We start from the raw sequence: 25,704 nt of genomic DNA, 5'->3' as shown, positions 1-25,704 counted from the left end.
CTAACCAATCAACTCGAAAGCACAAGCCACAGCCGAGCGATTGAAAGCTTTCCTGCTAGACGATAACTTGCCATCAACGTCATCGTCGCCTCCACTCAGCTGGACCACCTATGTATGGGTTAAGTGGTGTTAGTAGTAGGATATGCTTGCGGCCAGCCAGGCTGAGGGAACAATGTCCATAGCGTCGTTATTGTTTCATGCCCGAGATCCAGGCCGCGGCCATAACCTGGCCTTCGGCATCGTTGCGATCACGCTTGCCGCCGTTATCTTTTACATCGATACCTATACCGACATCGAGGGCGCGATCGCGGTCCTCTATGTCGTCAGCATGTTGCTTGCCGCTCAATCGATGACGCGCATTGGCCTGCTTATCATCGCAGCAGGATGCGCCGCTCTCACGCTTCTCTCCTACGCCATGACGCATGGCGAGGAAGCAGATTTTCAGGAGACGCTTCGTCTGTTCGGGGCGCTTGCTGCATTGTCCGTGACGACCTTGTTGCTCCTGAAAACGGAGACAGCGCGTCTCAATCTGCTTTCAACCCATTCTGCACTCTCGGAAAGCGAGGCAAGATATCGCTCGATTTTCGATCGCACGCGCGTTGCGCTCTGGGAGCGCGATTTTTCGAAGCTGCGAAGCTATCTGATGGACGTCAGGGCACAGGGCGTTGTCGACATAAAGGCTTACGCGCGAGTCAATCCGACCCTGATCGATCACTGTGGCAGTCTCATCAAGGCGGTGGCGGCAAACCAGGCCGCGGGCGAATTACTCGGTGCTAGATCCTCCGGCATAGGGATTCCACAGCGGGCTCTTATTACCGGCCAGGAGAAGTTCCTTGATATGCTTCAGGCGATCATGGATGGCGACGGAACTTTCGAAGACAAGGTGGAGGTGCAAACCGATGAGGGGGAGAATAAGCTCGTGCTGCTGAGCGTTAGCCTCCCGGAGGATCCTGCCGCTTTCGGCCGTGTCGTCGTCAGCATGGTCGATATCACACAACGCGAATTGGCCCTGAGGGCCCGGGCCGAGGCCCAGGCGGAATTGACCAAAGCATCGAAAGCCGCGATGGCTGGCGCGATGTCGGCCTCACTTGCTCACGAGCTCAACCAGCCGCTCGGCGCGATCGTGATCAACGCACAGACGCTATTAAGATGGCTCGACCGCGAACCGCCGGATTTCCCTGCCGTGCGACGCTCGGCCGAAAGAATGATCCGCGACAGCCAGCGGGCAAGCGAGTTGATCCACAATGCGCGCCGTGTGCTTTCTTCGTCGAACAACGATCTGGAGAGCATCGATTTGAGCAGTCTCATTGACGAAACGCTAGCTTTGATGGAGCATGAGCTTCAGCAGAGCAAGACGACCGTGCTTGTCGACTGCAGCCCTCATATCCCCGCCGTAGTGACGGTGAAAATCGAATTGCAGCAGGTATTGATCAATCTCATCACGAATGCCATTCAGGCGATGGATGAAGCCGGATGCCCCAAACCGAGCGTCAGGATAACTGTGGCTCGGCCAGACACCGAGCATGTCTGCATTAGCGTGCGCGATTCCGGGCCTGGGATCGGCGACGATGTGAAGAGCAAACTCTTCGCACCATTCTTCACCACCAAGGCGACCGGCATGGGTATGGGCCTTTCGATTTGCCGCAGCACGCTGGAGGCGCGCGGCGGAAGCCTTGATGGAGCCAATCATCCTGAAGGCGGTGCCGTCTTCGAAATGCGCCTGCCGATGAGGCCGGAGACGGAACATGCCTGACCAGCGCAAGCTACAAAGGGAACCGTCCGAACCCGTGGTCTTTATCGTCGATGATGATCTGTCGATGCGAGAAGCCCTTGTGGATCTTTTCCGATCGATGAAGTTCGATGCGCAGGCGTTTGAGAGCGCGACAGCGCTCATGGAAGTGGCCAGCTTCAATCGCCCCGGCTGCATTGTTCTTGATGTCCGGCTACCTGGCCTCAGCGGATTGGATTTTCAAACGCAGCTGGAGCGCCTTGGCAGCAAGATGCCCATCGTGTTCATGACCGGATTCGGAGACATACCGATGAGTGTGCGGGCGATGAAGGCCGGCGCCGTCGATTTCCTGACCAAGCCTTTCAAGGATCAGGACATCTTGGATGCGGTGGCGGCAGCGATGGAACGCGACGCCGCACGCCGGCGCCAACATGCGCAGAGCGAAGCCATCGCCTTGCTTGCGGAACATCTAACGCCACGCGAACGCGAGGTCATGAAGGCTGTGGTCACGGGGCTAATGAACAAGCAGATCGCCCACGAGCTTGGCATTAGCGAGGTCACAGTTAAACTGCACCGCGGCAATGTCATGCGGAAGATGGAAGTTCGCTCGGTCGCCGAGCTCGTCAGGAAAGCCGAAATCCTGGGCGAAAGCATACGACCACCTGTCTCTTAGTATGATATCATTCAGGCAAGCTTGGGCGCATAAAGCTCATCATGATCGCCGGAATGCAGTCAGAAAGGGTCGCTTCGTTGCCGCCGATACCTACCATAGCCATCGTCGACGACGACGACACCATCCGAGAAGCGATGGATGACCTGGTCAAATCATGTGGTTACGACAGCCGCCTGTTCGCGTCCGCCGAGGAGTTTCTCGCCTTCGAACCACGTTCGGCAATCGACTGCATGCTCGTCGATGTGAAGATGTCCGGCCTTAGCGGAATCGAGCTGCAGGCTGAATTGAACAGGCGTTCAGACCGGCCGCCCATGATCTTCGTCACCTCCTACAAGGATGAGCGGACACGAAAAAGAGCCATGAACGGCGGCGCCGTCGCAGTCCTCGGCAAGCCGGTCGATGTCGAAAGGCTCATCGGGTGCCTCGAGTCCGCACTCGGCCATTGACGGCCGGGAAGCAATCGAAAGGCGACTTGCCCTCTTCGGACTGATCCGGTCCCTCGCAATCATCCGGCATTAGGTAGCAAAAGCCACCGGACCTGAAATGGTGTTGCGGCTACCTTGGCTCCGGTGAAAACGAAGCCCCGAATGAATGTAGCGTACGAGTTGAAGCAGAAACGAGCCGCCTTTACTGACGGGCTGCAGCAGCTTGAGAGGGAGCGGGGCGACATTCAAGAACTGATGAGAGCGCTGGACCGCGTCATCCTGAGCTACGAGCCCGACTACCAGGCATCTGCGCTGACGGGGCCTGAACAGGGAAACGCTCTCAGAAGGCCAATCGGTCATCGTCCGAGGGGAAAGCGGCGATTTTGCTGGATATTCGTGCGAACCCGTGATTGCTTTCGGCCCATTGCAGGCATGTGGAAATGAAGGCCCAGATGTCGGGCTTTCTTCCCAGAAGCCCGTTGGGGCCTGGTTTCAAAACTCGAATTCACATTTCGTCAGTTGAGGAATGTTCTCCGGGTTGATGCCTATGTCCCGTAGACGTTGCTCAGGAAGACGACGCAGGTGTCGCTTGAGATAATGCAGTGTCCGCCGCCGGCGCGTTTCATCGTTCAATCGACGCACCAGATCGTGCATTTTTGAAATAAAAAAATTGAGGGTAATTTTGGTCGAGCTCATGGGGTATATTCCTTACCGTTATCGCGGCGACCTGATATCTCTCGAATAATTGACATACTCCCATATTGAGTGCGAGCAGGGAAACGAGTATTCTTGTTCAGAATTTCAAATTTTCTTTGAAGCAAAAATGAGCATAATTCCTGGAATGCGGGCGCTGAGAGCGCTTGATGCCGCGGGGCGACATCTGAACTTCAGTCGAGCGGCCGACGAACTTGGCCTGACCCCGGCGGCGGTCAGCTACCAGATCAAGGAAATCGAGGACCAGCTCGGCCTTTCGCTTTTCAAGCGCACCAATCGCTCGATCCGCATGACGGAGGCGGGATTGATCCTTTGCCGCGCATCCGGTGACTCGCTCGAACTCATGAAGCGTGCCGTCGCGCAGGCCCGCAGGACCGAGCGCGGCTCCCGCCACCTGAAAATCACCGTCGATCCGGACTTTGCCGTCAAATGGCTGATGCAGCGGCTGAAACGCTTCCGTGGCGCTTGGCCGGAAATCGACCTGCGCTTTGATATCTCCCCCGAGGTGCGCGACTTCGAGCTGGACGACATCGATATCGGCATTCGCTTTGGCACGGGAAACTATCCCGGCCTTTGCGCTGATCGATTGTTTGATGACGTTGTCGTGCCCGTATGCAGTCCTCGGCTACTCGCGTCCGAGAGGCCCATTCAAACGCCGAGTGATCTGCTTGATCACACCTTGGTCCATATCGAATGGGAGCGACAGGGTGTCGCGTGGCCGAACTGGTCGACGTGGATGGCGGCTGCCGGTATCGACGCCTTCGACGACAGTCGTACGGTTGCGCTCGCCACGTCATCGGAAATGCTTCAAGCCGCGATCAGTGGGGATGCTGTGGCACTTGTGGACCTGACCACTGTCGCAAACGATCTGGCCGAGGGGCGGCTTGTCCGGCTTTTCGATCTTGGCATCCCGATCCCGTCCGAACTCGCCTATTTCCTCGTGTATCCGCAGGAAACGGCTTCTGATCCCCGTGTCGTCGCCTTTCGCGAATGGATTCTTGACGAGGCGGAACAGATGCCGGGCCAGGAATCGCGAACACCTGCACCCGATGAAAAGGGGCGTGGAACCAGGGGGGCTTAGGCCAGCCCAAAGTCGTGCATCGAATTTCCCAACCAGAGGCAGCATGTCCGAAGTATTCACACCCTCTACTCTGAAAAGCGTCACTCTCCGCAATCGCATTGCCGCTCCGCCGATGTCGGCTCCCTGGCCACGTTGTCACTAACCCAATCAATGCCAGCGGCATTCATGGGATACTGGCCTGAAATTCTGCTTTGATTCAGGGGCGTAAGGCGCTTTTGGTGGTCTTTGCTGCCTAGTGCCGCAATCATCCATCTGCTGATCGTGTCGACGCGTCACCGGGCTAGCGCGGAGGCTGACCAGCGCGTCGATATCTTGTATTCGCTGACAGGCATATACCTTTTGCGAGACCTAGCTAGACCTAGGTATAGATGTGCTGTTGCCCCTGCGGTTGTAGCCTCCTGTGATCATATTCGTCGACAGGAGGAGACGATGTCCGGACTTGAAGCGAGCATGCCGTCTTGGCCCTTCTTGGGAAGGGTGTCACCGGCTCGACTTCGATCAATCTCGAAAACACCATTGCTCCGATGCGCCGTTCGCCCCGGGTCGCAGTGGCGATCCCTCCTATTTGCATTGGCGTCTACGCGGTCGGCAAATGACGCTCTAGCAGCCGTCAGGCACTCGCCCTTCGAAGCGATAGCTCAAGCCTCGGCGGAATATCACTATCCATTCACGTCAAGGGAGTAATAGCATGGAATCTCTATCGAGACGCTCGGTTCTTGCCCTCGGAGCTATGGGGGGCGCGGCGCTTGCGGCCGGTGCCGCCCAGGCGGCCACTTTCGGCAATCCCGATCAGCCGGCCGAGGGCGCGATCAATGCAAATCCGGCTAGCCTTTCGGATCCCGGTCCGAAGAACACGGTGCTCGACGAGCAGTTTCCCTCGTTCCAGAGCCCTCCGGCAACCGATATCGGCGACATGCAGCTCTTTTGGGGATCGTTCAACAATGCCGCCAAGCGTATCCAGAACGGCGGATGGGCGCGTCAGCTCACCAAGGCCGATTTCGCCATCTCGGAAGCCGTGTCGGGCGTCAACATGCGTCTTGGCCCAGGCGGCGTTCGGGAACTGCATTGGCATCGCGCGGCCGAATGGGCGATCATGACCAACGGAAGCTGCCGCATCACCGTTCTCGACGCACAAGGCCGCGCCTATGTGCAGGATGTGGGAGTGGGCGACCTCTGGTATTTCCCTGCCGGCTTTCCGCACTCATTGCAGGGGCTCGGTCCTGACGGCTGCGAATTCGTGATCGTCTTCGACCAGGGGGATCAATCCGAATACAACACGCTGCTGGTGACGGACTGGTTTGCGCACACGCCGCCGGAATTGCTTGCCAAGAACTTCGGCGTCCCGCAAGACACGTTCAAGAACATCCCGCTGCAGGATCTGTGGATCTTCCAGGGCAAGGAACCCGGCCCGCTTTCCGCCGATCAGGATGCCGTTGCCTCGGGCGGCCTGCCGCCCTATCCCTTCACCTACAAGCTGACCGCTTCAGCTCCGGTGAAGCAGAACGCTTCCGGCATTCTCCAGCTCGCCGACAGCAGTGTCTTCAAAGTCTCCAAGACGATCGCCGCTGCCATCGAGACGATCAAGCCCGGCGGCGTGCGCGAAATGCATTGGCATCCGAATGCCGACGAATGGCAATATTGGATCAAGGGCGAAGGGCGCATGACGGTTTTCGATGCCGGTCCGCGCAGCCAGACCGCCGATTTCCGGCCGGGTGATGTCGGCTACGTCAAGAAGAGCCAGGGCCACGTGATCGAGAACACCGGCAAGACGGATCTGCAATTTGTCGCCGTCTTCAAAGTGCCGGAATATCAGGAAATCGGCCTGTCGTCCTGGCTCGCCCATACGCCGCCGGCGCTCGTCACACAACATCTGAATGTCAGTCTTGCCGACATTGCAAAGTTTCCCGCCGATCAACCGGGCATCATGCCGCGCTAAGACGTGAGCGGTCGCGGCGCCATCAGGCGCCGCGACACTTTTCCCATTATGCCTCCCGGACAAAAGCGGGAAAAGCTGGGAGTTGGGCTGCGAGCTCACAGCTTTGCGTGTTTGAGACAGCCGCCCATGACGGCTGCGCGGACTTGAAGAAGCCGATGAGCACCGATCGGTGTCCAACGCCTTGCTCAGAAGGCCAACCTTGTGATCGAGATTGTCTTGCCTGTCAGGTGGAATGCCGACATGCTGGTCACTGCCAAATTGGGCATCGGCAGCAGCTTGCTCTGGGCGATCACATAAGGAATGCCCTACGAGGCGAGCAGATCGGCAGTCTGTTCGGCACTGAGGCCATGCCGCAAGAACCAATCATTGTCGTAGATCTTCACGCCGCGGTTCAGGTTCACGACATATCTCCACTTCTATCGCTGATTGTCTTTTATCCTTTGACCAGGCCGTTTCCAGTATCATGCGTTGAAGTACACTGGATATGGGATGCACCGTCAGCCGATCCTTCGGAATTCGGCGGTATAGGGTTGCAAGTCTTCGGCCTTCAGGTTCAGGCCGAGGCCCGGCAGGTCCGGCACGCTGATCGTTCCATCCGCATTCAGGACAGGTCTCTGCTCCAGCTCAAGCAAGGGATTGGGACCGACATCGAATTCCAGATAGGGAAAATGCGCTTGCCCGCCGCCTCTATGTTCCGGCAGCGTCGATACAAAGTGCAGGGCGGCATGAAAATTGACGACACTTCCCCAGACGTGCGGTATGAGCGGCCGATCATACAGGTCGGCCAGCACGCTTACCTGCGAAACTCCGGTCAAGCCACCGCAGATCGCGATATCGGGTTGCAGGATATCCAGGCATCCGCCCGCTAGGAACGGGAGGAACACCGATGCATTGGTGAATGTCTCTCCGCCGGCAAGTGCGGGGGCAGCCTGAGCAGCAAAAGCGCGATAACCAGCGACATCCGTCGGCTTTGTCGGCTCTTCGATCCAGAGAAGATCGGCATCTTTCATGAGATCGGCGGTTCGCATGGCACGCCGTGCCGAGCAGGATTGGTTGAAGTCGACCATCAGATCGCGATCGGTGCCGATTTGCCGTCGAGCGGCAAGGACCGCCTCGGCATCGTCTTCGACGGTGTACCCGCTTCTCAGCTTGACGGCCCGAAAGCCCGCTTTCAGATATCCATCGATCTCCCGTTCAAAGTCGCGGTAAGGATGTCCGCCGGGTTTGAAAAAAGGCCCGCTTGCATAAGCCGTCACCCGTTGACGCCTGGCGCCGCCAATGAGCGTGGACACGGGAACCTTGTAGGCGCGCGCAGTCAGATCGTGCAGCGCCATATCCAGGGCGGCGATGGCAGGTGCGGCGGTTTCTCCTTCGACGGCTTGGCGCAAATTCCGCCACGCGGACAATATATGGGAGGGATCCTGCCCGAGTATTCGCGCCGCCAGCTGAAACTCGATGGCGGCAGCCGCAGTCCTGGGTGAGAGCCACGCCTCCCCCCAGCCCGTCAGGTCACCGGCCACGACTTCGACCAGCAAAGTTTCTCGCTTCGGAAAGGAGACCAGCGCGTTGCCGATTGGCTCCGGCAACATGGCGACCAAATGATAGAGGCGTATTTCGTCGATCTTCATAATTATGCCTTTGTCGGAGCCTCGCCCCGACCGAGCGGGGAAAGGAGCTCTCGCATGCTTCTGCCGAGAATGAGGATGAGACTGGCGGTGACCGCCATGACGATTGCCAGGAATACGAGCGCCCCCTGGAAGCCGCCCGTCGCATCGCGAACCCAACCGATAATCGAGGGCCCAAAGAAACCGCCGGTACTGCCGACCGAATTGATAAGGGCGATCCCGGCAGCGGCAGCCGTGCCCGTCAACAGCGTCGACGGGAATGTCCAGATGGTCGGCGACGCGCCGCCAATTCCGGCCGCCCCCAGGGTCAGGCCCACCACCGAAACAATCGGACTACTCGAGAAGGCAGCGATCAGAAATCCGAGAGCGCTCGCGATAAATGGCCCTGCGGTATGCCAGACGCGCTCACGCCTGCGATCCGAACTCCGGCCCACCACGATCATTGCAACTGCCATGAAGGCAGATGGAATAGCAGCAACAAAACTGGTTTGCAGATTGGACAGGCCGAATTGCTTGATGAACTGCGGCATCCAGATGGCAATGCCGGTTGTGCCCATAACCAGCCCAACGGCAATCAGACACATCAACAATACCTTGGGATCGACGAGTGCCTGCACAGCGGAAAAACGTCCGGACGCTTCCTGCATCTGCCGATCGCTTCGCAGGGTGTCGACAAGCCAGCCCCGTTCATCATGGGTGAGGAACTGCGCCGTTTCAGGTGATTCCGGCAAGGCAAAGAGGACGACAAAGCCCATGATGAATGCGGGCAATCCCTCGATGAGGAACATCCACTGCCAGCCATGCAGGCCTGCCACGCCGTCGAACCCCTGCAAAATCAATCCGGATAGCGGCGCACCGATCACCGACGCCAAGGGAACGGCGACATTGAAGAGGGCGAAGGTCGAGCCACGATATGCTCTCGGAAACCAAAGCGTAATGTAGAAGATGATGCCCGGAAAGAAGCCCGCTTCCGCGGCACCCAGAAGCACACGGACCACATAGAAGCTGGCGGGCGACCAGACGAATGCGGTGAGCGCCGAAAGAACGCCCCATGTGATCAATATGCGCGCAATCCAAAGCCGCGCCCCGACCTTTGCAAGCATGAGGTTGCTCGGCAGCTCGCATAGAACATAACCGAGGAAGAATATTCCCGCACCAAAGCCGAACGCGGATGCGCTGAAGCCGAGATCAGCGTTCATGGTCAGCGCCGCAAAGCCGATATTCACGCGGTCGAGAAAGGCCGCAAAATAGCACAACAGCAGGATCGGAATGATCCTCTTCCTTACCTTGAGTATAATACCCGAACGTTCAGTCATGATCTTGTTCCCTCCCCATCGGCCGTTCACATGCCGTTGAGATACTTTTATAGGGTTATTGATTTTCCTGAGCAAATTTGTTCTTCTGAGCTTTCGATATAGGTTTTTTAAATAATGCGGATCACCTTTGCCCAGATCGAGGCCTTCTATTGGACAGCTCAGCTAGGTTCAGTCCGGAAAGCGGCGGACCAGCTTCACCTTGCCCAACCAACGGTTTCGCTAAGACTCAAGGAGCTGAGCACGACGCTCACGAGCGACTTGTTTCACAGGGGAAGCCGCGGACTGGAAATCACGGCGCAGGGGCGCGATCTGTTACCACGCGCGACAGCAATCATGGCCGAGATGCGTGGCATCAAGGAGCGGGAGTTCGATCCGAAGGTTGTCGGCCAACTGCGCGTGGGGCTTGCGGAAGGTTTCGCCGTCACCTGCCTTGCGCCGTTGCTTGCCGGATTGTCCGACGATCACCCGGCACTGGAGCCTGAGTGGACGGTCACAACCAGCACCCTTCTTGAGGGGATGTTGATCGACAATCGATTGGATGTCGCCGTCCTGCTGAATCCGCTGGGGGACGAGAAGCTCGAATTGCGACCACTCGGCGCTCAGCCGACGCAATGGGTTGCGCCCCGCACATGGCACCTACCGGGCGAGATCACACCGAAAGTACTGGCCGATAGACCAATCATTTCGAACCCGCCCCCATCCGCGATGTACCGGCAGGTGACGCATTGGTTTGCACTCGAAGGCTTGAAACCGGAGCGCATCATCATTTGCAATAGTGTCGCGGTCATTGGCGAGCTCGTTGCTGCGGCCCTCGGCGCCGGCATTCTGCCGGCGTCCATGGCCAAGCGCTATGTGGCGGCTGGAACGGTCCAGCCCCTCTCCTGCACGCCGGATATCGAGAACGGAAGGCTGTTCATCGGGTTCAGAGCGGACATAGTCGATGCCAAGATATTCGCCTTCGAACGGGCAACAGAACGCATTCTGCGAGAAACAGGATATCTGTCCGCAGACTGATCTTTCGTGATCCGTTACTAGGGGATGCTATTTTGCGCAGAGAACGATGCTGCGAGTGTTGCACGTCGGCTTGGAAGAGAACCGGAAGGTCGCATCTGCTGGCAAGATCACTGCCGCGAATGGCACTCCTGCTGTTACCGGGAGCGTTCTTCTCCGCCGATCTCGCGGATATCGGCCTCAATGGAGCAGCGGCGGTTTTCGGCAATGGTGCTGATCGCGAATAGCGAAGATAGATTTCGTCATCAAGGCTGACACCTTTTTCGTCCGCAGATATGGTACGCGATTGGCGGAAGTTACGGTACCATCTCAAGGTTCGCACCGAGTTTCTTCGCGATGAGTGCCGCCATGTCGATGTCGTAGCCCTGGGGCTTCATGTCGGTACCGACAGAGCCGAACGGCGGAAAGTCTTGTGGAATCGCTATACGGACTGTCTTACTGGACGTAATGTCTGAGAGTGTGTCGGCGCGGGCCGCTGAAACGGTAGAGTCAGGCTGAGGGGGGCTGCCCGCGGCGGCGAGAATGGCGATGAACTGTCTCTTATGCATAGATTGCTGCTTTCCAGTTTGGCGTTTCGTTAGTGGCAAGCGTGCGGGTGTGACCCGTACGGTCAAATGTCTGCAGTTCGGCAATGTGCGGCCAAGCGAGGCCAAGTGCAGTGAGACAAGGTCTTCCTTCCGCAAATGAACGGTATGAGCTGATACGAAAGCACGGCGTACCCACGATGCGACGGCCAGAAATGCCGCAGCTCTGCAAATCATCGCAGTTTCCCTTTGGCGCGCCCATATTTTCGAAATAAACATCTCTCGCTCAGCTTCGTCGTTCTGGTGGAACGAAGCGATGGTCGTCATAAGTGGAGAGATAGCCAGTATGTATCGGCACCGCCAATCTGCGAGCCTTGAAATAGGCAAAAGCCTCAGCAAGATTGCCGCTAGCAGTTTCAAGTTCGATCCATTTGCGAAAATGGCCAGGCTGGCCGACGGACTCGAGCCGATCGAGTTTGCCTAACATTTCCCCGCTCAGTTCGTAGAGTTCGCCGCTGACGATCGATCCGGTTCCAGGTTCATCAAACATCATGGGCGCAAACCACTGACCCGCGATCACCATTGGATAAGCCTTTTTCGTCTGAGCGCGGCCACAATAATGCGCATCTGCCAAGCCTCGCTGATGTAGCACAAACCCCTTCTTCAAAGTTCCGAAGGCGAACACACGGACGGTCTCAACCATGATGCTTCAAAACCTCTCGACGAAGATGCTTTCGCTTCACTTCGTAATAGATTGGCTAAAAGCGCTCGCGCGTTTCCTCTTCGGGCAGGCCGTCGCCACACATTGCCCACCTCAGTCTACTTTCGACTCCATAGTGTCCCGCCGGCGCGATACGATCCGGATCATCGAGAGTGCCTGCTGTTATGCGTAGGACGTCGTCATCGAAATAATGCAGGAAAAGCGGTGATCCACAGATGGGGCAAAAGCCGCGTTCAGCAATCGGTGACGAGCGATACACCGCCGGTGGCGTGGTCCATTCGATATCGGCAAGGTCCACCTGCACCAGCACCGCAAACGGGCCGCCGGTTGCCCGGCGACACATTGTGCAATGACAGTATCCGGCATAGCGAGGCGCCCGTCGGAAACCGTATCGGCGGCTGCCGCAGAGGCATCCGCCACTCCAGGTTGCTTCAGCGGGAGCCATCGCATTTTCCTCACCTGGTTTTGTAAAAGATTCAAAAGCCGCGGCCCTCATGGCCGATGACAGAGATTTGCTCCCTCTCCGGCTTGCAAAAGCGTTACTCACGAATAAGACGCAGACTTCGTTCGCTTCCCTTTGCCTTCGGAAACCCGGGGCGCATCATACTCCGTCTCCACGTGCCGCTCTTCGGCTCGCCGCCAATGATCGAGACCACCGTCTTCCGGCCGCCCTTCTTCCTCCCAGACCCGATAAGCTCGCTCGCGACGCTTCGCTTCATTATCATCCATTGATCTTTCTCCTAGATATTTGATGCAGATTTCCAGGGCTTGGACGGCAATGTGAGTGTTTTCGCGTTCGATTGGCAGCGGATCAAAGGCCACCAATCGAACTTGCGACGCTTGGCTGTCATCAGCAAATCAAGTTCTATCGATAAGGGACCGAAGCGAAAGAACAGTTCCTCGGCGGTTCCACATTCTCTCCTCAAATGACACTGCGCGGCATCCTTGCGGCGGACATCAGCGGCTGGGCGACTTGGTCCAACAGTTGACCGGCATTCTGCTCCTCGCCAAGAGACAGCGTGAGCAACTGTGCAACTGCGGGCTGACCAAGTTGCAGGGCGAGATTCCGTGCGGTCGTATAGGCCGCGATTTCGTAGTGCTCGACGCGCAACGCGGCACCGATCAAGGCCAGATCCGCAGGGGCGTCCTCTTTCTTCTTACCTTCTGCCATCACCTCTTCACCTTCTTCGACCAGACCGGCCATTCCCTTGCAGGGTTTGGCGCGTGCAGTCGAACCGAGAAGACGGAGACATTCGATCAAGCGATCGACCTGCGTCTCCGTTTCCGCGAGGTGCTGCTCGAGAAGCGTTCGCAGCTGCGAACTGCGAGCAGCTTTCTGCATCTTCGGTAAGGCTTTCAAAAGTTGCTTTTCAGCATGCAGGAGGTCGCGCAACTCATCGACGAGCACGTCCTGAATCGCTTCCGATCCTTCAGAAAGAGCGCTGCGCGCTTTGATAGCTGGACCGTCGCTCTCAGTATTCCTGATGTTCTGGAAGGCTGGGGCCTCGACGAACTCCCAATCTCCGCCCTCGTTCCATGGGCCTCGCGTATCCACTTCCCCGAGATCGCCTTCTCCCGTCGAGTCATTGAAAAACTGATCGACAAGACCGGCAGTCGGCGCGATTTTCCCGACGCTGAGCGGCGGCTTTCCCATACTCTCAAGGGCTAGAGAGAACGCACGCATATGGGTGATTTCTCTTGTCATCAGGAATTGCAGCGCATCCTTGGTTCCCGGGTCGCGGCAAAAATCGATCAGACGCTCGTAGACAATCTTTGCCCGCGCCTCCGCTGCAATATTGCTGCGCAGATCAACATCCAATTCTCCGGTGATCTTGAGATAATCGGCAGTCCACGGGTTTCCCATCGAATTGAAGAGATTTACCCCGCCGCCGCCGGCAATTGCGATCAGCGGGTCGGTCTCGGCTTCTTCTCTGACCGACTTCAGAGGTTTCAAATGCATTCGGGCCAGAGTACCAACGATCTCAAGATGACTGAGCTCCTCGGTTCCAATATCCATGAGGAGGTCTTTCCGACCAGGATCTTCACAGTTCAGACCTTGAATGGAATATTGCATTGCCGCGGCGAGTTCGCCGTTTGCGCCGCCGAATTGCTCAAGCAACATGTTGCCGAATTTCGGGTCAGGCTCGTCGACCCGGACTGTATACATAAGCTTCTTGACATGGTGGTACATGCGACACCCTCCTCGGTGATCGCAACTAACTGACCGCATGAAGGAATGTTCCGGGCGCTTTCGAATTAATGGTCTGGCTCGCCGCAGACTCGGACAGGGATGCTGGCGCGGTCGTCCACGACGCACACACGTCGTGCCTCAAGCATCTTTCGCGGCGTTGAGGTCTGAACGCTGTCACGCGCGTGAGGCGTACCTTGAACTGTCCTCCGCCGATCAGTCTCCTGCAGGAACAATGTCGGCATTTCCTGGTTCGAAGCTGCTAACCAATGGAGGACATCATGGCAGACAACGAAATCCGCGACGTCTTTATTGTGGGACTCAGAAATGCCCACGCGATGGAAAATCAGGCTTTGAGCATTATGAAGCCGCAGTTATCACGCATCGAAAACTATCCCGAAGTGGCAGCGAAACTCGAGCAGCATATTCGAGAAACCGAAGGCCAGATCAGACGCATCGAGGAAGTACTCGAGGGGCTGGACGAAGATCATTCGACCTTGAAGGATATGGCCTTGTCGTTTACCGGCGCGATGGCGGCCATGGGCCATACCATGGCGGGAGACGAGATCCTCAAAAATTCCTTCGCCAACTTTGCATTCGAAAATTTCGAAATCGCCGCCTATAAGTCCTTGTTGACTGTCGCCGATGCTGGCGGCTTTAGCGCCGCCACCACAGCTCTGCAGTCCAATCTCGCCGAAGAAGAGACCATGGCAAAGTGGCTTAACGACAATCTGGCCGCCGTCACGCAGAAGTTCCTGATGCTGCGAGAAGGAGGAGCAACCGCCAAGGTCTGACGGACATGAGTGATCGTCCGTGGGGCGATCTCGGAAACGCTAGAACGGACTTGCAGCTGAAGCGGAGCTGGTACGATAACCTTGGCCCAACGGAATCTCGTTAGCATAAAAACGAATGCTCGCGCCAGCTGGCGGCGCGAGCAGATCAGCGCCAGCCTGCTTTGACTGAACGCCGGAACTTGGGCTTGCTCTGGTTCCCTGAGAGGTGTGTCGACTCCACAGATCGCGGGCGCATCTGGTAGTTTTAGGGTGGTGCAAGCGTCAGACGCCAAAGGTGAAAGCGATCTCGCGAAGGCCAGCCGTCACTTGTTTTGGCTTATCAACAACGCGTCGCGCCCAAGGCCTAGTGGAGGTAAGAAGAGCCAAATGAACGATCTAAGATGCAGCCCGGCGGTTGAAACGCGGCTTTGGAAGATCCGAAACCTATTATATCGCGCCGTCCAGGATTCGATGCTGAAGGAGCAGGGAGAAGGGCTCTTGGCGGTCAATTAAGCCTATGACGACATCGCCGCCCTCCTAGACGAGCTTCAGTAGAATATTATCCCTCCGGAACAAAGCTGATCGCGCAACTCGATTTGAGCGGAAGATCGCCGCTGCCCACATGAAGAGTTGGACGACGAGGATTGCGATCACCCTTGTCGCCCTGCCCAAGCTTCGCCTCATGTTTTGCATCATGGCGAGCATCGGCAGAGAGCGACCGTGAGACGTCGGCGCTTTCCTTGAACCTGCCTTTCTTGTCTCGGCGTACCTAGCGTTTATCGGTTCCGGTATACAAGCCGCCGAGTTCATAACAACATATCATTATATAACAACATATCATTATCGAGCTTGAGGTCGCCAAATCGAGCCGCCCACGACGAAGGGAGTGCCTTGTCATGGAATTCACTAAACCGCATCAAAGGCTGCCACGAGAGATTAAGTTCAAGGGGAGGCACCGTATGCGTTCCTCCATCTTTTGACCCGAGAGCCTGGCCAGCAACATTTCACCCGCGCAGCGCCCGAGAGCCGCACTGTCGATACCAATTGTCGTTAGACCGGGCGGAATCTCAGCAGCAATATCACTGTCCCCGAAACCGATGACCGCAAGGCTTTCAGGAACGGAAATACGGCGCCGGCGCGCCTCCATGATGCAGCCGAGCGCCAGAAGGTCATTTCCGCAGAATAATGCTTCTGCGGCCGTGCCTCTTTCGAGAAGTTCCGATAGGCACCGGCGACCATCCGACGGACCAATGACGTCGTCGACCAGCAGTTCCCCGACCACATCAAGTTCCATTTCCCGACAGCCCTCCCGAAAGCCCTTCAGGCGCAATGCGCCACGGCCGCCCTTGCGGCCGACATAGGCGACTTTCTTGTGCCCTCGTTTGGCAAGCGTTGCCGCTGCGAGCTTGCCGGCCTCGGTATTCGAGAAGCCGACCAGCATATCGATCGGATCCCGGGGCAGCGCCCATGTCTCCATGATCGGGATGTCGAGACCACGGAGGATCTCGCGGTTTGCTTGGAGCTCGATGAGCCCGGTAAACATCACGGCAGCGGGTTTCAGCGCTTGCAGCGAGCGGATGGCAGCCGTTTCGCGTTCGTAGGAATAGGAGGTTTGGCCGACAAGAAACAGGTAGCCGGCGGCCTCCAGGACTTCCGCGCAAGAATGCAAGGCAACCGCGAACTGCTCACTGAACATGTTCGATGCAAAAGCGAGCACAACATTGGATCGCCCGCTTTTCAGCGCACGGGCAAACGGATTGATGCGATACCCGGTCTGCTTCACCGCCCGAAGGATGCGCTCGCGTTTCTCCGCGCTCACTTGCTCGGGATTGCGGAGGGCACGCGATACGGTGATCGGCGCGACGTCTCCATCGGCTGAGGTGCTCATGGATAGTTTTTTGCCGTCCTCGTTCCGCAATGCCGCTGGCAATGATCTGCTCGACAGCAATCCAGCGCGCGTGCCTTGCACATTTGGTTCCAAAGTATCGATGGGATATCTTGCAGTGACAGTCACCGGATGGAGGATAATATGTTCAAAGCGGTCTCTGACAGCGCTGCTGCTGCCGATGGAGGATCACTGGCATTGTTTGTGGAACGAGTTGATGGAGAATTGGAACAATTCGTCATCAATCGCTCCTTCGCTTCGCGTGGGACACCCGCCTATAACAAGGTTTCATCGAACCTTCGGTCTCTTTCCGCAGACAATTGCCGGGCAGTCGCTGCCGCTCTTGAACCTCTTTTGGCAGTAACCCCATCGATTCATCCGTTGGCGGATTTCATCGAAACGCTTGAGAGACAGTCCAGAGAAACAATCCAAGACTGAGAATGAAGTGATTGAGGTGACTGTAGATCGGCAGGCACGCCGCGGAGGCAGAGGCAGTGTCCGCGAACCCGAACTATAGAAGTTGTTCAGGTTGGTTGCGGGCGAGAACAGTCCGAAGTCTATGTGATCAGATGTTGGGTGATCAGATGTGGGCTAGGGCCTGTGATTCTGAAGCTTCTGATTTCCAACGTTTATTTTCGCTGAGGCCTAAAGTTGATGAGCAGAGATTTGAGCTCAATTTCACGTACTCGTCTAGCCGCCTCGTCGAGGCTGACCCAATCGATCCGACGCTGGCCTCGCTCCTTGAACTCATTCCGGATCTCTTTCACTTCCACTTGAAACAGGTCAACGACGCATGGCACGACTTTGCCGTCGTCAAGTTCCTTCAGATAGGTATATCGCCCGATCGGCGCCCTTCTCACCTTGCCGCGGACACCAGCTTCCTCCCATGCTTCGATGGCGGCTGCCTCGTGAGGCTCCTTGCCTTTCATCGGCCAGCCTTTCGGCACGATCCAGCGCCCGCTTTCACGCGAGGTAATCACCAGAACTTCGATCTCGTCACCGCCCTCCTTGTAGCGAAAACAAAGCGCGCCATATTGGTTTCTGAACGCACTGGAAAACAGCTGTTCCGGCGTGCGTGCCAGCTGTTGCAGCAGGTGCTTTGATTTGGGGGATGTTGACTTGCCGCTGTCTTTTTTTGATGTCATGTCATTCAACTTATCAGCCTATCCAGCGCCCTATCCTCCTCTAACCGAGCCTCGCCACGCCAGTTCGGCGTGCAATGTTACGGAATGGCCCTCGAGCCTGTCCGATGACCGGCTCTCGCCCAGCCATGTCACAGCCTGTCGTGCGATTGCCGCCACGGGCTGAGCAAAGGTCGTCAAATCATAGGACGACCATGAGGCCTGCTCAATATCGTCGAAGCCAATGACGCAGAGCTGATCCGGGATCGAAAGCGAAAACTGGTGCCGCGCCGCGTCCATGAGGCCGCAGGCCAGCAGATCGGTTGCACAAAACACCGCGTCCGGTCGTTCGCTTCGGGTCAGCAGCCGCTGCGCGACGACCTTGCCAGCCTCGTAGCCGGTCCAGCCATATCGTTCGACGATCACATCAAGTCCATGGGCCTTCGCCGCCGCGATGAAACCGGCCTCACGCGCCATCAAACTCGGCGTGCCGGCTTCCGAGTTCGCGAACGCCAGCCTAGTGCAGCCGGCGCGAACGAACGCGGTCACAACGCGCCCTGCCGCCTCGCGATCGTCGAGATTGATCCGCAAGGGTCCCGGTTGATCGTCGTCTCTGTTGATCAGAACGAGACGCTGGCCGCTTCTCAGGCAGAGCTGCGTGATCGACTTGTCGGGCAGGCCTGAGAGAATGATCGATGCATCCGCCCTATATCGGATCGCCTGCTGAAGCGCGCGATCGACGCTGCCATCGGAGCGGTCGGTATTGACGAGCATGGCGACCTTGCCGACGATCTGCAGCTGCTGTGTCAGCTCGCGCAGCAATGCAGACCGATAAGGTGTCGCCACCTCCGAGACAATCAGACAGACAATGCCGCTTTCATTGCGCATCAGCCCGCGGGCGAGATGATTGACCTGATATCCAAGCTCCTCCGCCGCCCGCAGAACCTTTTGCCGGGTAGCCTCGGAAACGCTCGCCCCTGGCGTGAATGCGCGAGAAACCGCCGAGCGTGAAACACCTGCCCGCCGCGCCACTTCCTCGGCACTGACAAAATCTCGTTGCGACACGTCACCTCTCCTCTTCCAGCGAAACTCCATCACAGTTTGCAATCGCGTGCAATATATCGATCGCGACGGCTTTATGAAACTTTTATGACAGCGGTAGTTGACAGCGTGAGATAACCAATGCAGCATTTGCACACGCTTGCAAAAAGCGTTCGGCGTGGAGGCGCCGCAAAGCAGGAGGACATCATGCGATTGGTCAACATGGCCGCGGCAGCCCTTGCCGCGGGAATTTCGCTTATTGCCTGGTCGGCGCATGCCGCGGGCGATCTGAACGTGATCTGCTCGGCGGATCCGGAAGTCTGCGATCTGATGAAGGGGCTCTTCGAGAAGCAGAGCGATATCAAGGTCAATATGGTTCGACTTTCGGCCGGCGAAACCTACGCCAAGATCCGCGCCGAGGCGCGCAATCCAAAGACGGACATCTGGTGGGCGGGAACCGGCGACCCGCATTTGCAGGCAGCAGCCGAGGGCCTGACGCTGGAATATAAATCACCGCTTTTCGACCAGCTTCAGGATTGGGCGAAGAAGCAGGCCGAAAGCGCCAATTTCCGCACGGTCGGCGTTTATGCGGGAGCGCTTGGCTGGGGCTATAACACGGATATCTTGAAGAAGAAGGGCTTGAAGGAGCCTAAATGCTGGGCCGACCTTCTTGACCCCTCCTACAAGGGCGAGATCCAGATTGCCAATCCGAACTCGTCGGGAACGTCCTACAATACTTTGGCGACACTCGTGCAGATCATGGGCGAGGACAAGGCCTTCGATTATCTTTCGAAGCTCAATGCCAATGTCTCGCAATATACCAAGTCGGGCTCCGCGCCGGTGAAGGCGGCAGCTCGCGGGGAATCGACGATCGGCATCGTTTTCATGCATGACGCGGTTGCACAGACCGTCGAAGGCTTTCCCATCAAGGCGGTCGCACCGTGCGAGGGCACGGGTTATGAGATCGGCTCCATGTCGATCATCAAGGGCGCCAGAAATCTCGACAACGCCAAGAAGTGGTACGACTGGGCACTCAGCGCCGAGGCACAATCGCATATGAAGGATGCCAAGTCCTACCAGCTTCCCTCCAACAAGTCGGCCGAGGTGCCGAAGGAGGCTCCGAAATTCGAGGAGATCAAGCTGATCGACTACGACTTCAAGAAATACGGCGATCCCACGATCCGTAAGGCCCTGCTTGCCCGATGGGACAAGGAAATCGGCGCAAAGGCCAACTGACGGCTTTTTCGATTGCCCTCGCAGGCCGGCTCCTCGTGCATCCGGCCTGCTTCATCTCTGATTTTTGCTGAACGGGATGCGAATCCGACCATGACCAATAGCAAACGCCGGCTGGATGTTGCGCTGATCTTCGGCATTGCCGCCCTGATACTACTCCCATGGTATCGCATAGAGGGCGGCTTCTTCGGCCTTGGCTGGCTGAGCGGCTTTCTCGGCGATCCCTCCACAGCGCCGGGAATCTTGCAAATCGTCAGTTACGGTCGATGGTGGCTCGCGATTGCCGCCGGGCTCCTTATGCTCGGTGGCATCGCGCGCTTCATCTCCAAACCGATGCCGCGCGGTGCGGTGATGGCGCTCGCCGGTGCGTTGGGTTTTGCCTTTTTGTCGCTGCAGGGACTAGCGATCACGTCGTCGGGCTGGAGTTGGTCGATCTGCGAGACCATCTTCGGTGCGCTGGCGGACGGCCAGCCAGCGATGGGTGCCGGTGCCATTATCCTTGGTATCGTCTTCGTCCTGTTCTTTTCCTTCGGCCTTGCCGAACGCGGCGCGATGAAGGGTGATGCCTTCGTCGTCAGCGCAATTACCATGCTGATCGTCCTTGTCGCCATCTTCGTCTTCTATCCCGTCGGCAGCATGTTCGTCGGAGCCTTCCAGTCGTTTGACGGATCCTTCGATCCCAGCGGCTTCACGACGAACATCCAGGACCCGTCGATCTGGAGCCTCAGCTGCATTGTCGGCGGCGACCGCTGCGGCGTCGCCTGGCGCACTCTTTGGCTTGCTATCCTCACGGCAAGCGGGTCGACCTTGCTCGGGCTCTGCTTTGCCCTTGTGGCCACCCGCACCCGCTTTCCGTTCAAGAAGGGACTGAGGCTTCTCACAATCCTGCCGATCATCACGCCGCCCTTCGTGGTCGGTCTCGCGCTGACCCTGCTGTTCGGACGGGCCGGCGTCGTGACACAAGCCGCGGCCTCAATCTTCGGAACGGAACCTAGCCGCTGGCTCTATGGCCTGACGGGTATCTGGATCGCCCAGGTTCTCTCCTTCACGCCGATTTCCTTTCTTGTCCTCATCGGCGTGGTCGAAGGCGTCAGCCCGTCGATGGAAGAGGCTTCTCAAACTTTACGCGCCAATCGCTGGCGCACCTTCTGGCGGGTTTCCCTGCCGCTGATGAAACCGGGCCTCGCAAACGCCTTCCTGATCGGCTTCATCGAAAGCATGGCCGATTTCGGCAATCCGATGGTTCTCGGCGGCAGCCACGGGGTTCTGTCGACGGAGATCTTCTTCAGTGTCGTCGGCGCACAGAACGATCCGTCGCGCGCGGCAGTCCTTGCCATGATCCTGCTCGTCTTCACGCTCAGCGCCTTCCTCGCGCAACGCCTGTGGCTGCAGGGCAAGAGCTTTGCGACGGTGACAGGCAAGGGAGATTCGGGCGCTCATAGCGCCCTGCCCCGCGGCCTCTCCATCGCCGTCCATGCGCTCGTTATCCCCTGGATGATCTTTACCGTCGTCGTCTACGTCATGATCCTCTTCGGCGGCTTTGTCCGCACCTGGGGTCTCGACAACACGCTGACGGTGGAACATTACGTCAAGGCCTTCTCGATCGGCCTGCGCGACGATGGCGGCCTTGCCTGGACCGGCGTTGCCTGGAACTCCTTCTGGACGACGATGGAGATCGCCCTGATCTCCGCACCCTTGACGGCTGCCGTCGGCCTGCTGACGGCCTATCTGATCGTGCGCCAGAAATTCGTCGGTCGCGGCCTGTTCGAATTCGCGCTGATGATGAGCTTTGCCATCCCCGGCACGGTCATCGGCATCAGCTACATCATGGCTTTTAACCTGCCGCCCCTGGAGATGACCGGAACGGCGCTGATTCTCGTTGCCTGCTTCGTCTTTCGTAACATGCCGGTCGGTGTACGCGGTGGCGTTGCCGCCATGAGCCAGCTAGACAAAAGCCTCGATGAGGCATCGCTGACATTGCGGGCCGACAGCCTGCGCACCATTCGGAAGGTGATCCTGCCACTGCTGCGGCCGGCGATCACCGCGGCGCTGGTCTATTCCTTCGTGCGAGCCATCACCTCGATCAGCGCCGTTATCTTCCTCGTCAGCGCCCAGTACAACATGTCCACGGCCTATATCGTCGGCCTCGTCGAAAACGGCGAGTATGGCGTCGCAATCGCTTATTCCTCCGCCCTCATCGTCGTCATGATATCAGTCATTGCCGGGTTCCAGCTGCTCGTCGGAGAAAGGCGGCTGCGGCGCGTAAACCGTGTCGCAATAACACCACCGCCGACCGCGCCCGCATCCCTTGCTCAGGAGAAAACCGCATGAATCCGAAGGCTCCCGGTTCCGTCGTCTTCGAGAATGTTCGAAAAACCTTCGGCGCGTTCACGGCCATTCCCGATCTCTCGCTCACCATCGAGCCCGGTACGCTCGTCACCCTGCTCGGCCCTTCCGGCTGCGGCAAGACGACGACGCTTCGCATGCTGGCGGGGCTGGAGCACCCCTCCTCCGGCCGCATTCTGATTGGCGGCAAGGATGTCACCATGCTTCCGGCCAACGAGCGTGACGTCTCGATGGTTTTCCAGAGCTATGCCTTGTTTCCGCATATGACGGCGCTCGACAATGTCGCCTATGGACTGGAATCCTCAGGCATGAAACGCAAGGCAGCGCGCGAGAAGGCGGAGGATGCGCTTGGCCTTGTCGGCCTTGCCGGCATGGGCTCGCGCCTTCCGGCCGAACTCTCCGGTGGCCAGCAGCAGCGTGTCGCCGTGGCGCGTGCGCTCGTCGTCGAACCTCAGGTGCTGCTTCTCGACGAGCCGCTTTCCAATCTTGATGCCCGGTTGCGCCGGCGCGTCCGGACGGATATTCGCGAATTGCAGCAACGGCTTGGCTTTACTGCCGTCTATGTGACCCATGACCAGGACGAAGCACTTGCCGTTTCCGATCGCATCATCGTCATGAAGGATGGCGGTATCGCGCAGCAAGGTGCACCGCGCGAGCTCTACGATGCCCCAGCCTCGGCCTTTATCGCCGATTTCATGGGCGAGGCCAATGTCATGCCGTGCGATGTCGTCGAGACCGACAACGATGGCGTCACGATCGCCATCGCAGGGCTTCGCCACAGGGTCAACAGCCGTTCCGTCAAACATGGCCCCGCGCAGCTCGCCGTGCGGCCGAACGCAATCATTCTGACGCCGGGAACTGCCAACGGCCAGTTCCATGGCCAGATCACTCATTCCGCCTATCTCGGCGATCATGTCGAGTATGAAGTAAAGACCGATCGCGGATCGCTCTTCGTTGTCGATGCCACGGTCGATTCCGCCCTTCCTCCCCACACCGATGTCACGATCGCTTTCAAGGATCGCGGCATTGCCGTCATCGGCGGCTGATTGCCGTCAAACATCAGACGATTAAGGACATAACTGCATGACCTCCGTTCCCCTCGCCGATCTCGAAGCACGTCTCGCCCTTGCCGAGACCATCGCCCGTGAGGCCGGCAAGCTCGCTCTCGACTATTTCAAGCGCCGCGAGACCCTGATCATCGAAACCAAGCGCGACCCGCAGGATCTCGTCTCAATCGCTGACCGCGAGGTCGAAAATCTCATCCGCACCCGCATCCATGAAGCGCACCCGCAAGATAGCATTCTCGGCGAAGAATATGGCCTGGAAACGGGCAGCTCTGGCTACACCTGGGTCGTCGATCCGATCGATGGCACAAGTCCCTTCGTCAGCGGCATGCCCAACTGGTGCGTTTCCATCGCGGTCTTGCATGACGGCATTCCCGTGATCGGCGTCATTTCCGCACCATGCCACGACGAGCTTTACGTCGCCGCGCACGGCAAAGGGGCTACCTTGAACGGCAAGAGCCTCAAGCTGGATGCATCGCGCAATATCCGTAACGCCGTGACTGGCATCGGCGCCAACAACCATGTCTCGCCGGCCTTCGTCGCGAAAATGGTCGAGCAGGTTCTCGAAGCCGGGGGCAATTTCATCCGTAACGGCTCAGGCGCCCTGATGCTCGCCTATGTGGCGGCTGGCCGATTGGTCGGCTACTACGAACCCTATATGCATGCCTGGGATTGCCTGGCCGGCTATTGCCTCGTGAAGGAAGCCGGGGGTTGGTACCATCCCTTCCCGACTGAAGGTGAACGTCTGACCAAGGGGTCGGTGGTTCTGGGCGCCGCTCCGGGCGCGATCGACGATCTCAAAAAGATAGCTGGCTTATGAACTTCACGGTAGACAAGAGCTGAGCAGATATTAGTTTAGATGAACGCGCTTGCAAGTTGACCGTCACATCCGGCGGCAGTGTAGCGCAAAGCGGGTCGGCCGATCGAGGAGGATCGACCAACCCGTTTCACGGAAAGAAGTATAATGGGAGGAAAAATGCCTAATCGCCTCGCGTGGAGCTGCCTTGTAGCGGCTGCAATTTCATTTGCCGGAACATCGCACGCGTTTGCAGTGACCGAGCTGCAATGGTGGCATGCCATGTCGGGCGCCAACAACGAAGTCGTCGAACAACTGGCCAAGGAGTTCAACGAGGGCCAGAAGGACTATAAGATTGTACCCGTGTTCAAGGGCACCTATCCGGAAGCGCTGAATGCCGGTATTGCGGCGTTTCGCGCCAAGCAGGCGCCGGCGATCCTGCAGGTCTTCGACGCCGGCAGCGGCGTGATGATGGGTGCCGAAGGCGCGATCATGCCGGCGGCTGAAGTTCTGAAAAAGGGCGGCTATAAATTCGACAAGTCGCTCTACCTGCCCGGCATCGTTTCCTACTATTCCAAGCCGGACGGCACGATGCTGTCCTTCCCCTATAATTCGTCTTCGCCGATCCTCTATTACAACAAGGATACCTTCAAGAAGGCCGGGCTCGACCCCGAGAACCCGCCGAAAACCTGGCCGGCGGTTTTCGACGCTGCCAAGAAGATCAAGTCGAGCGGGGCATCGGCCTGCGGCTTCACCTCGACTTGGCTCACCTGGATTCAGACCGAGAATTTCGCTGCCTGGAACAATATCAGCTATGGCTCCAACGAAAATGGTCTCGGCGGCACCGACGTCAAGCTGGCGTTCAATACGCCTCTCTTCGTCCAGCATTTCCAGTCGATCGCCGATCTCGCCAAGGACGGCACCTTCCGCTATGGCGGCCGCACGTCGGAGGCAAAGCAGCTCTTTACCTCGGGAGAATGCGGCATTCTGACGGAATCGTCGGGAGGCCTCGGCGACATCATCAAGAGCGGCATGAATTACGGCATCGGCCAATTACCTTACTATGAAGGCGAAGGCCGTCCACAGAATACCATTCCTGGCGGCGCCAGCCTCTGGGTGTTTGCCGGCAAGAGCGACACCGAATACAAGGGCATTGCCGAATTCTTCCATTTCCTGTCACAGACCAAGATCCAGGCACGCCTGCATCAGGTTTCCGGCTATCTGCCGGTAACGACGGCCGCCTATGATGAAACCAAGAAATCCGGCTTCTATGACAAGAATCCCGGCCGCGAAACGCCGATCCTGCAAATGCTCGGCAAGGCTCCCACAGCCAACTCCAAAGGTGTGCGTCTCGTCAACCTGCCGCAGGTGCGCGACATCATGAACGAGGAGTTCGAGGCTATGCTGGCCGGCAAGGAAGATGCCAAGACGGCCCTCGACAAGGCCGTCCAGCGTGGCGATGCCGCAATCCAGCAAGCCATTGGCAATTGATGGGCTGATGC

The 25,704-nt window shown here is 57.9% G+C and carries 24 protein-coding genes and 1 pseudogene; 14 read left to right on the top strand and 11 right to left on the bottom strand.

The features are described from left to right. The first annotated feature begins 172 nt into the window (after window positions 1-172). The 3 genes from PH558_RS22305 to PH558_RS22295 all read left to right on the top strand — a co-directional run bounded on the left by PH558_RS22305 (window position 173) and on the right by PH558_RS22295 (window position 2,848). On the top strand, window positions 173-1,753 hold the full coding sequence (locus tag PH558_RS22305) for a PAS domain-containing sensor histidine kinase (protein ID WP_285206508.1): 1,581 nt from the start codon (window positions 173-175) through the stop codon (window positions 1,751-1,753). Beyond that, complete coding sequence (locus PH558_RS22300) at window positions 1,746-2,402, top strand: response regulator transcription factor (RefSeq protein ID WP_095437794.1); 657 nt, start codon at window positions 1,746-1,748, stop codon at window positions 2,400-2,402. The genes PH558_RS22305 and PH558_RS22300 overlap by 8 nt, the downstream gene beginning before the upstream one ends. 77 nt (window positions 2,403-2,479) lie before the next feature. After that, window positions 2,480-2,848: a response regulator transcription factor gene (locus PH558_RS22295; protein WP_095438902.1), complete on the top strand. Its 369-nt coding sequence runs from the start codon at window positions 2,480-2,482 to the stop codon at window positions 2,846-2,848. 471 nt (window positions 2,849-3,319) lie between these two features. Here the strand turns inward: PH558_RS22295 and PH558_RS22290 are convergent, their stop codons facing one another. Next, window positions 3,320-3,523: a DUF1127 domain-containing protein gene (locus tag PH558_RS22290; RefSeq protein WP_162751371.1), complete on the bottom strand. Its 204-nt coding sequence runs from the start codon at window positions 3,521-3,523 to the stop codon at window positions 3,320-3,322. 127 nt (window positions 3,524-3,650) lie between these two features. Here PH558_RS22290 and gcvA point away from each other — a divergent pair, with 127 nt between their 5' ends. Together gcvA and PH558_RS22280 are read left to right on the top strand one after the other, a co-directional pair. Further along, the gene (gene gcvA / locus PH558_RS22285) at window positions 3,651-4,622 is read left to right on the top strand and encodes a transcriptional regulator GcvA (protein ID WP_285206503.1); all 972 of its coding nucleotides are present in this window, start codon (window positions 3,651-3,653) and stop codon (window positions 4,620-4,622) included. Window positions 4,623-5,310: 688 nt separating this feature from the next. Then, window positions 5,311-6,558: a cupin domain-containing protein gene (locus PH558_RS22280; protein WP_095437790.1), complete on the top strand. Its 1,248-nt coding sequence runs from the start codon at window positions 5,311-5,313 to the stop codon at window positions 6,556-6,558. Between the two features lie 497 nt (window positions 6,559-7,055). On the opposite strand, the gene PH558_RS22275 is transcribed toward PH558_RS22280, so the two are convergent. Together PH558_RS22275 and PH558_RS22270 are read right to left on the bottom strand one after the other, a co-directional pair. Continuing rightward, window positions 7,056-8,186, bottom strand: a complete 1,131-nt coding sequence (locus PH558_RS22275) for a mandelate racemase/muconate lactonizing enzyme family protein (RefSeq protein ID WP_285206499.1) — start codon at window positions 8,184-8,186, stop codon at window positions 7,056-7,058. A 2-nt stretch (window positions 8,187-8,188) separates the two neighbouring features. Next, a complete protein-coding gene (locus tag PH558_RS22270) occupies window positions 8,189-9,499 on the bottom strand; it encodes an MFS transporter (protein WP_285206496.1) in 1,311 nt (436 codons plus the stop codon). Between the two features lie 114 nt (window positions 9,500-9,613). Here PH558_RS22270 and PH558_RS34265 point away from each other — a divergent pair. Both PH558_RS34265 and PH558_RS22265 read left to right on the top strand, forming a co-directional pair. Then, window positions 9,614-9,793 (top strand): annotated as a pseudogene (locus tag PH558_RS34265) (helix-turn-helix domain-containing protein); the annotation flags it as partial. Window positions 9,794-9,832: 39 nt separating this feature from the next. Beyond that, the gene (locus PH558_RS22265; RefSeq protein ID WP_285206491.1) at window positions 9,833-10,513 is read left to right on the top strand and encodes a substrate-binding domain-containing protein; all 681 of its coding nucleotides are present in this window, start codon (window positions 9,833-9,835) and stop codon (window positions 10,511-10,513) included. A 293-nt stretch (window positions 10,514-10,806) separates the two neighbouring features. On the opposite strand, the gene PH558_RS34390 is transcribed toward PH558_RS22265, so the two are convergent. The 5 genes from PH558_RS34390 to PH558_RS22240 form a co-directional block, all read right to left on the bottom strand. Further along, window positions 10,807-11,361, bottom strand: coding sequence for a transporter substrate-binding domain-containing protein (locus PH558_RS34390; RefSeq protein ID WP_483314175.1), 555 nt, complete (start codon window positions 11,359-11,361; stop codon window positions 10,807-10,809). Further along, window positions 11,321-11,737 carry a gamma-glutamylcyclotransferase family protein gene (locus PH558_RS22255; protein WP_285206489.1) on the bottom strand — a complete coding sequence of 139 codons (417 nt, stop codon included), beginning with the start codon at window positions 11,735-11,737 and terminating at the stop codon, window positions 11,321-11,323. The genes PH558_RS34390 and PH558_RS22255 overlap by 41 nt, the downstream gene beginning before the upstream one ends. A 55-nt stretch (window positions 11,738-11,792) precedes the next feature. Further along, window positions 11,793-12,200: a GFA family protein gene (locus tag PH558_RS22250; RefSeq protein WP_095437784.1), complete on the bottom strand. Its 408-nt coding sequence runs from the start codon at window positions 12,198-12,200 to the stop codon at window positions 11,793-11,795. Window positions 12,201-12,298: 98 nt separating this feature from the next. Beyond that, window positions 12,299-12,484, bottom strand: coding sequence for a DUF2934 domain-containing protein (locus tag PH558_RS22245; RefSeq protein WP_285206487.1), 186 nt, complete (start codon window positions 12,482-12,484; stop codon window positions 12,299-12,301). A gap of 193 nt (window positions 12,485-12,677) precedes the next feature. Then, window positions 12,678-13,946, bottom strand: a complete 1,269-nt coding sequence (locus tag PH558_RS22240; protein ID WP_113406835.1) for a DUF892 family protein — start codon at window positions 13,944-13,946, stop codon at window positions 12,678-12,680. 278 nt (window positions 13,947-14,224) lie between these two features. On the opposite strand from PH558_RS22240, the gene PH558_RS22235 reads away from it, so the two are divergent. Further along, on the top strand, window positions 14,225-14,737 hold the full coding sequence (locus PH558_RS22235; protein WP_095438901.1) for a ferritin-like domain-containing protein: 513 nt from the start codon (window positions 14,225-14,227) through the stop codon (window positions 14,735-14,737). Between the two features lie 895 nt (window positions 14,738-15,632). Here PH558_RS22235 and PH558_RS22230 read toward each other — a convergent pair. After that, a complete protein-coding gene (locus PH558_RS22230) occupies window positions 15,633-16,604 on the bottom strand; it encodes a LacI family DNA-binding transcriptional regulator (protein WP_285206483.1) in 972 nt (323 codons plus the stop codon). Between the two features lie 141 nt (window positions 16,605-16,745). On the opposite strand from PH558_RS22230, the gene PH558_RS22225 reads away from it, so the two are divergent. Next, window positions 16,746-17,039, top strand: a complete 294-nt coding sequence (locus PH558_RS22225) for a hypothetical protein (protein ID WP_095437779.1) — start codon at window positions 16,746-16,748, stop codon at window positions 17,037-17,039. A gap of 191 nt (window positions 17,040-17,230) precedes the next feature. On the opposite strand, the gene PH558_RS22220 is transcribed toward PH558_RS22225, so the two are convergent. Together PH558_RS22220 and PH558_RS22215 are read right to left on the bottom strand one after the other, a co-directional pair. Then, a complete protein-coding gene (locus tag PH558_RS22220) occupies window positions 17,231-17,746 on the bottom strand; it encodes an NUDIX hydrolase (RefSeq protein WP_285206562.1) in 516 nt (171 codons plus the stop codon). 30 nt (window positions 17,747-17,776) lie between these two features. Continuing rightward, the gene (locus tag PH558_RS22215; protein ID WP_446740123.1) at window positions 17,777-18,817 is read right to left on the bottom strand and encodes a LacI family DNA-binding transcriptional regulator; all 1,041 of its coding nucleotides are present in this window, start codon (window positions 18,815-18,817) and stop codon (window positions 17,777-17,779) included. 153 nt (window positions 18,818-18,970) lie between these two features. On the opposite strand from PH558_RS22215, the gene PH558_RS22210 reads away from it, so the two are divergent. From PH558_RS22210 to ugpB, 5 genes are all read left to right on the top strand, one after another. After that, window positions 18,971-19,999: an ABC transporter substrate-binding protein gene (locus tag PH558_RS22210; RefSeq protein WP_113407044.1), complete on the top strand. Its 1,029-nt coding sequence runs from the start codon at window positions 18,971-18,973 to the stop codon at window positions 19,997-19,999. A gap of 90 nt (window positions 20,000-20,089) precedes the next feature. Beyond that, a complete protein-coding gene (locus PH558_RS22205) occupies window positions 20,090-22,327 on the top strand; it encodes an ABC transporter permease (RefSeq protein ID WP_285206479.1) in 2,238 nt (745 codons plus the stop codon). Next, window positions 22,324-23,388, top strand: coding sequence for an ABC transporter ATP-binding protein (locus tag PH558_RS22200; protein ID WP_285206477.1), 1,065 nt, complete (start codon window positions 22,324-22,326; stop codon window positions 23,386-23,388). Before PH558_RS22205 ends, PH558_RS22200 begins: the two co-directional genes overlap by 4 nt. Before the next feature lie 37 nt (window positions 23,389-23,425). Next, on the top strand, window positions 23,426-24,226 hold the full coding sequence (locus PH558_RS22195) for an inositol monophosphatase family protein (RefSeq protein ID WP_285206475.1): 801 nt from the start codon (window positions 23,426-23,428) through the stop codon (window positions 24,224-24,226). A 156-nt stretch (window positions 24,227-24,382) separates the two neighbouring features. Beyond that, window positions 24,383-25,693 carry a sn-glycerol-3-phosphate ABC transporter substrate-binding protein UgpB gene (gene ugpB / locus PH558_RS22190; RefSeq protein WP_285206474.1) on the top strand — a complete coding sequence of 437 codons (1,311 nt, stop codon included), beginning with the start codon at window positions 24,383-24,385 and terminating at the stop codon, window positions 25,691-25,693. Window positions 25,694-25,704: the final 11 nt, after the last annotated feature.

It is taken from the genome of Rhizobium pantanalense, from assembly GCF_030182525.1.
Lineage (GTDB): Bacteria > Pseudomonadota > Alphaproteobacteria > Rhizobiales > Rhizobiaceae > Rhizobium.
Note: the sequence above shows the minus strand (reverse complement) of the source record. Positions and strands in the feature narration are given on the sequence as shown.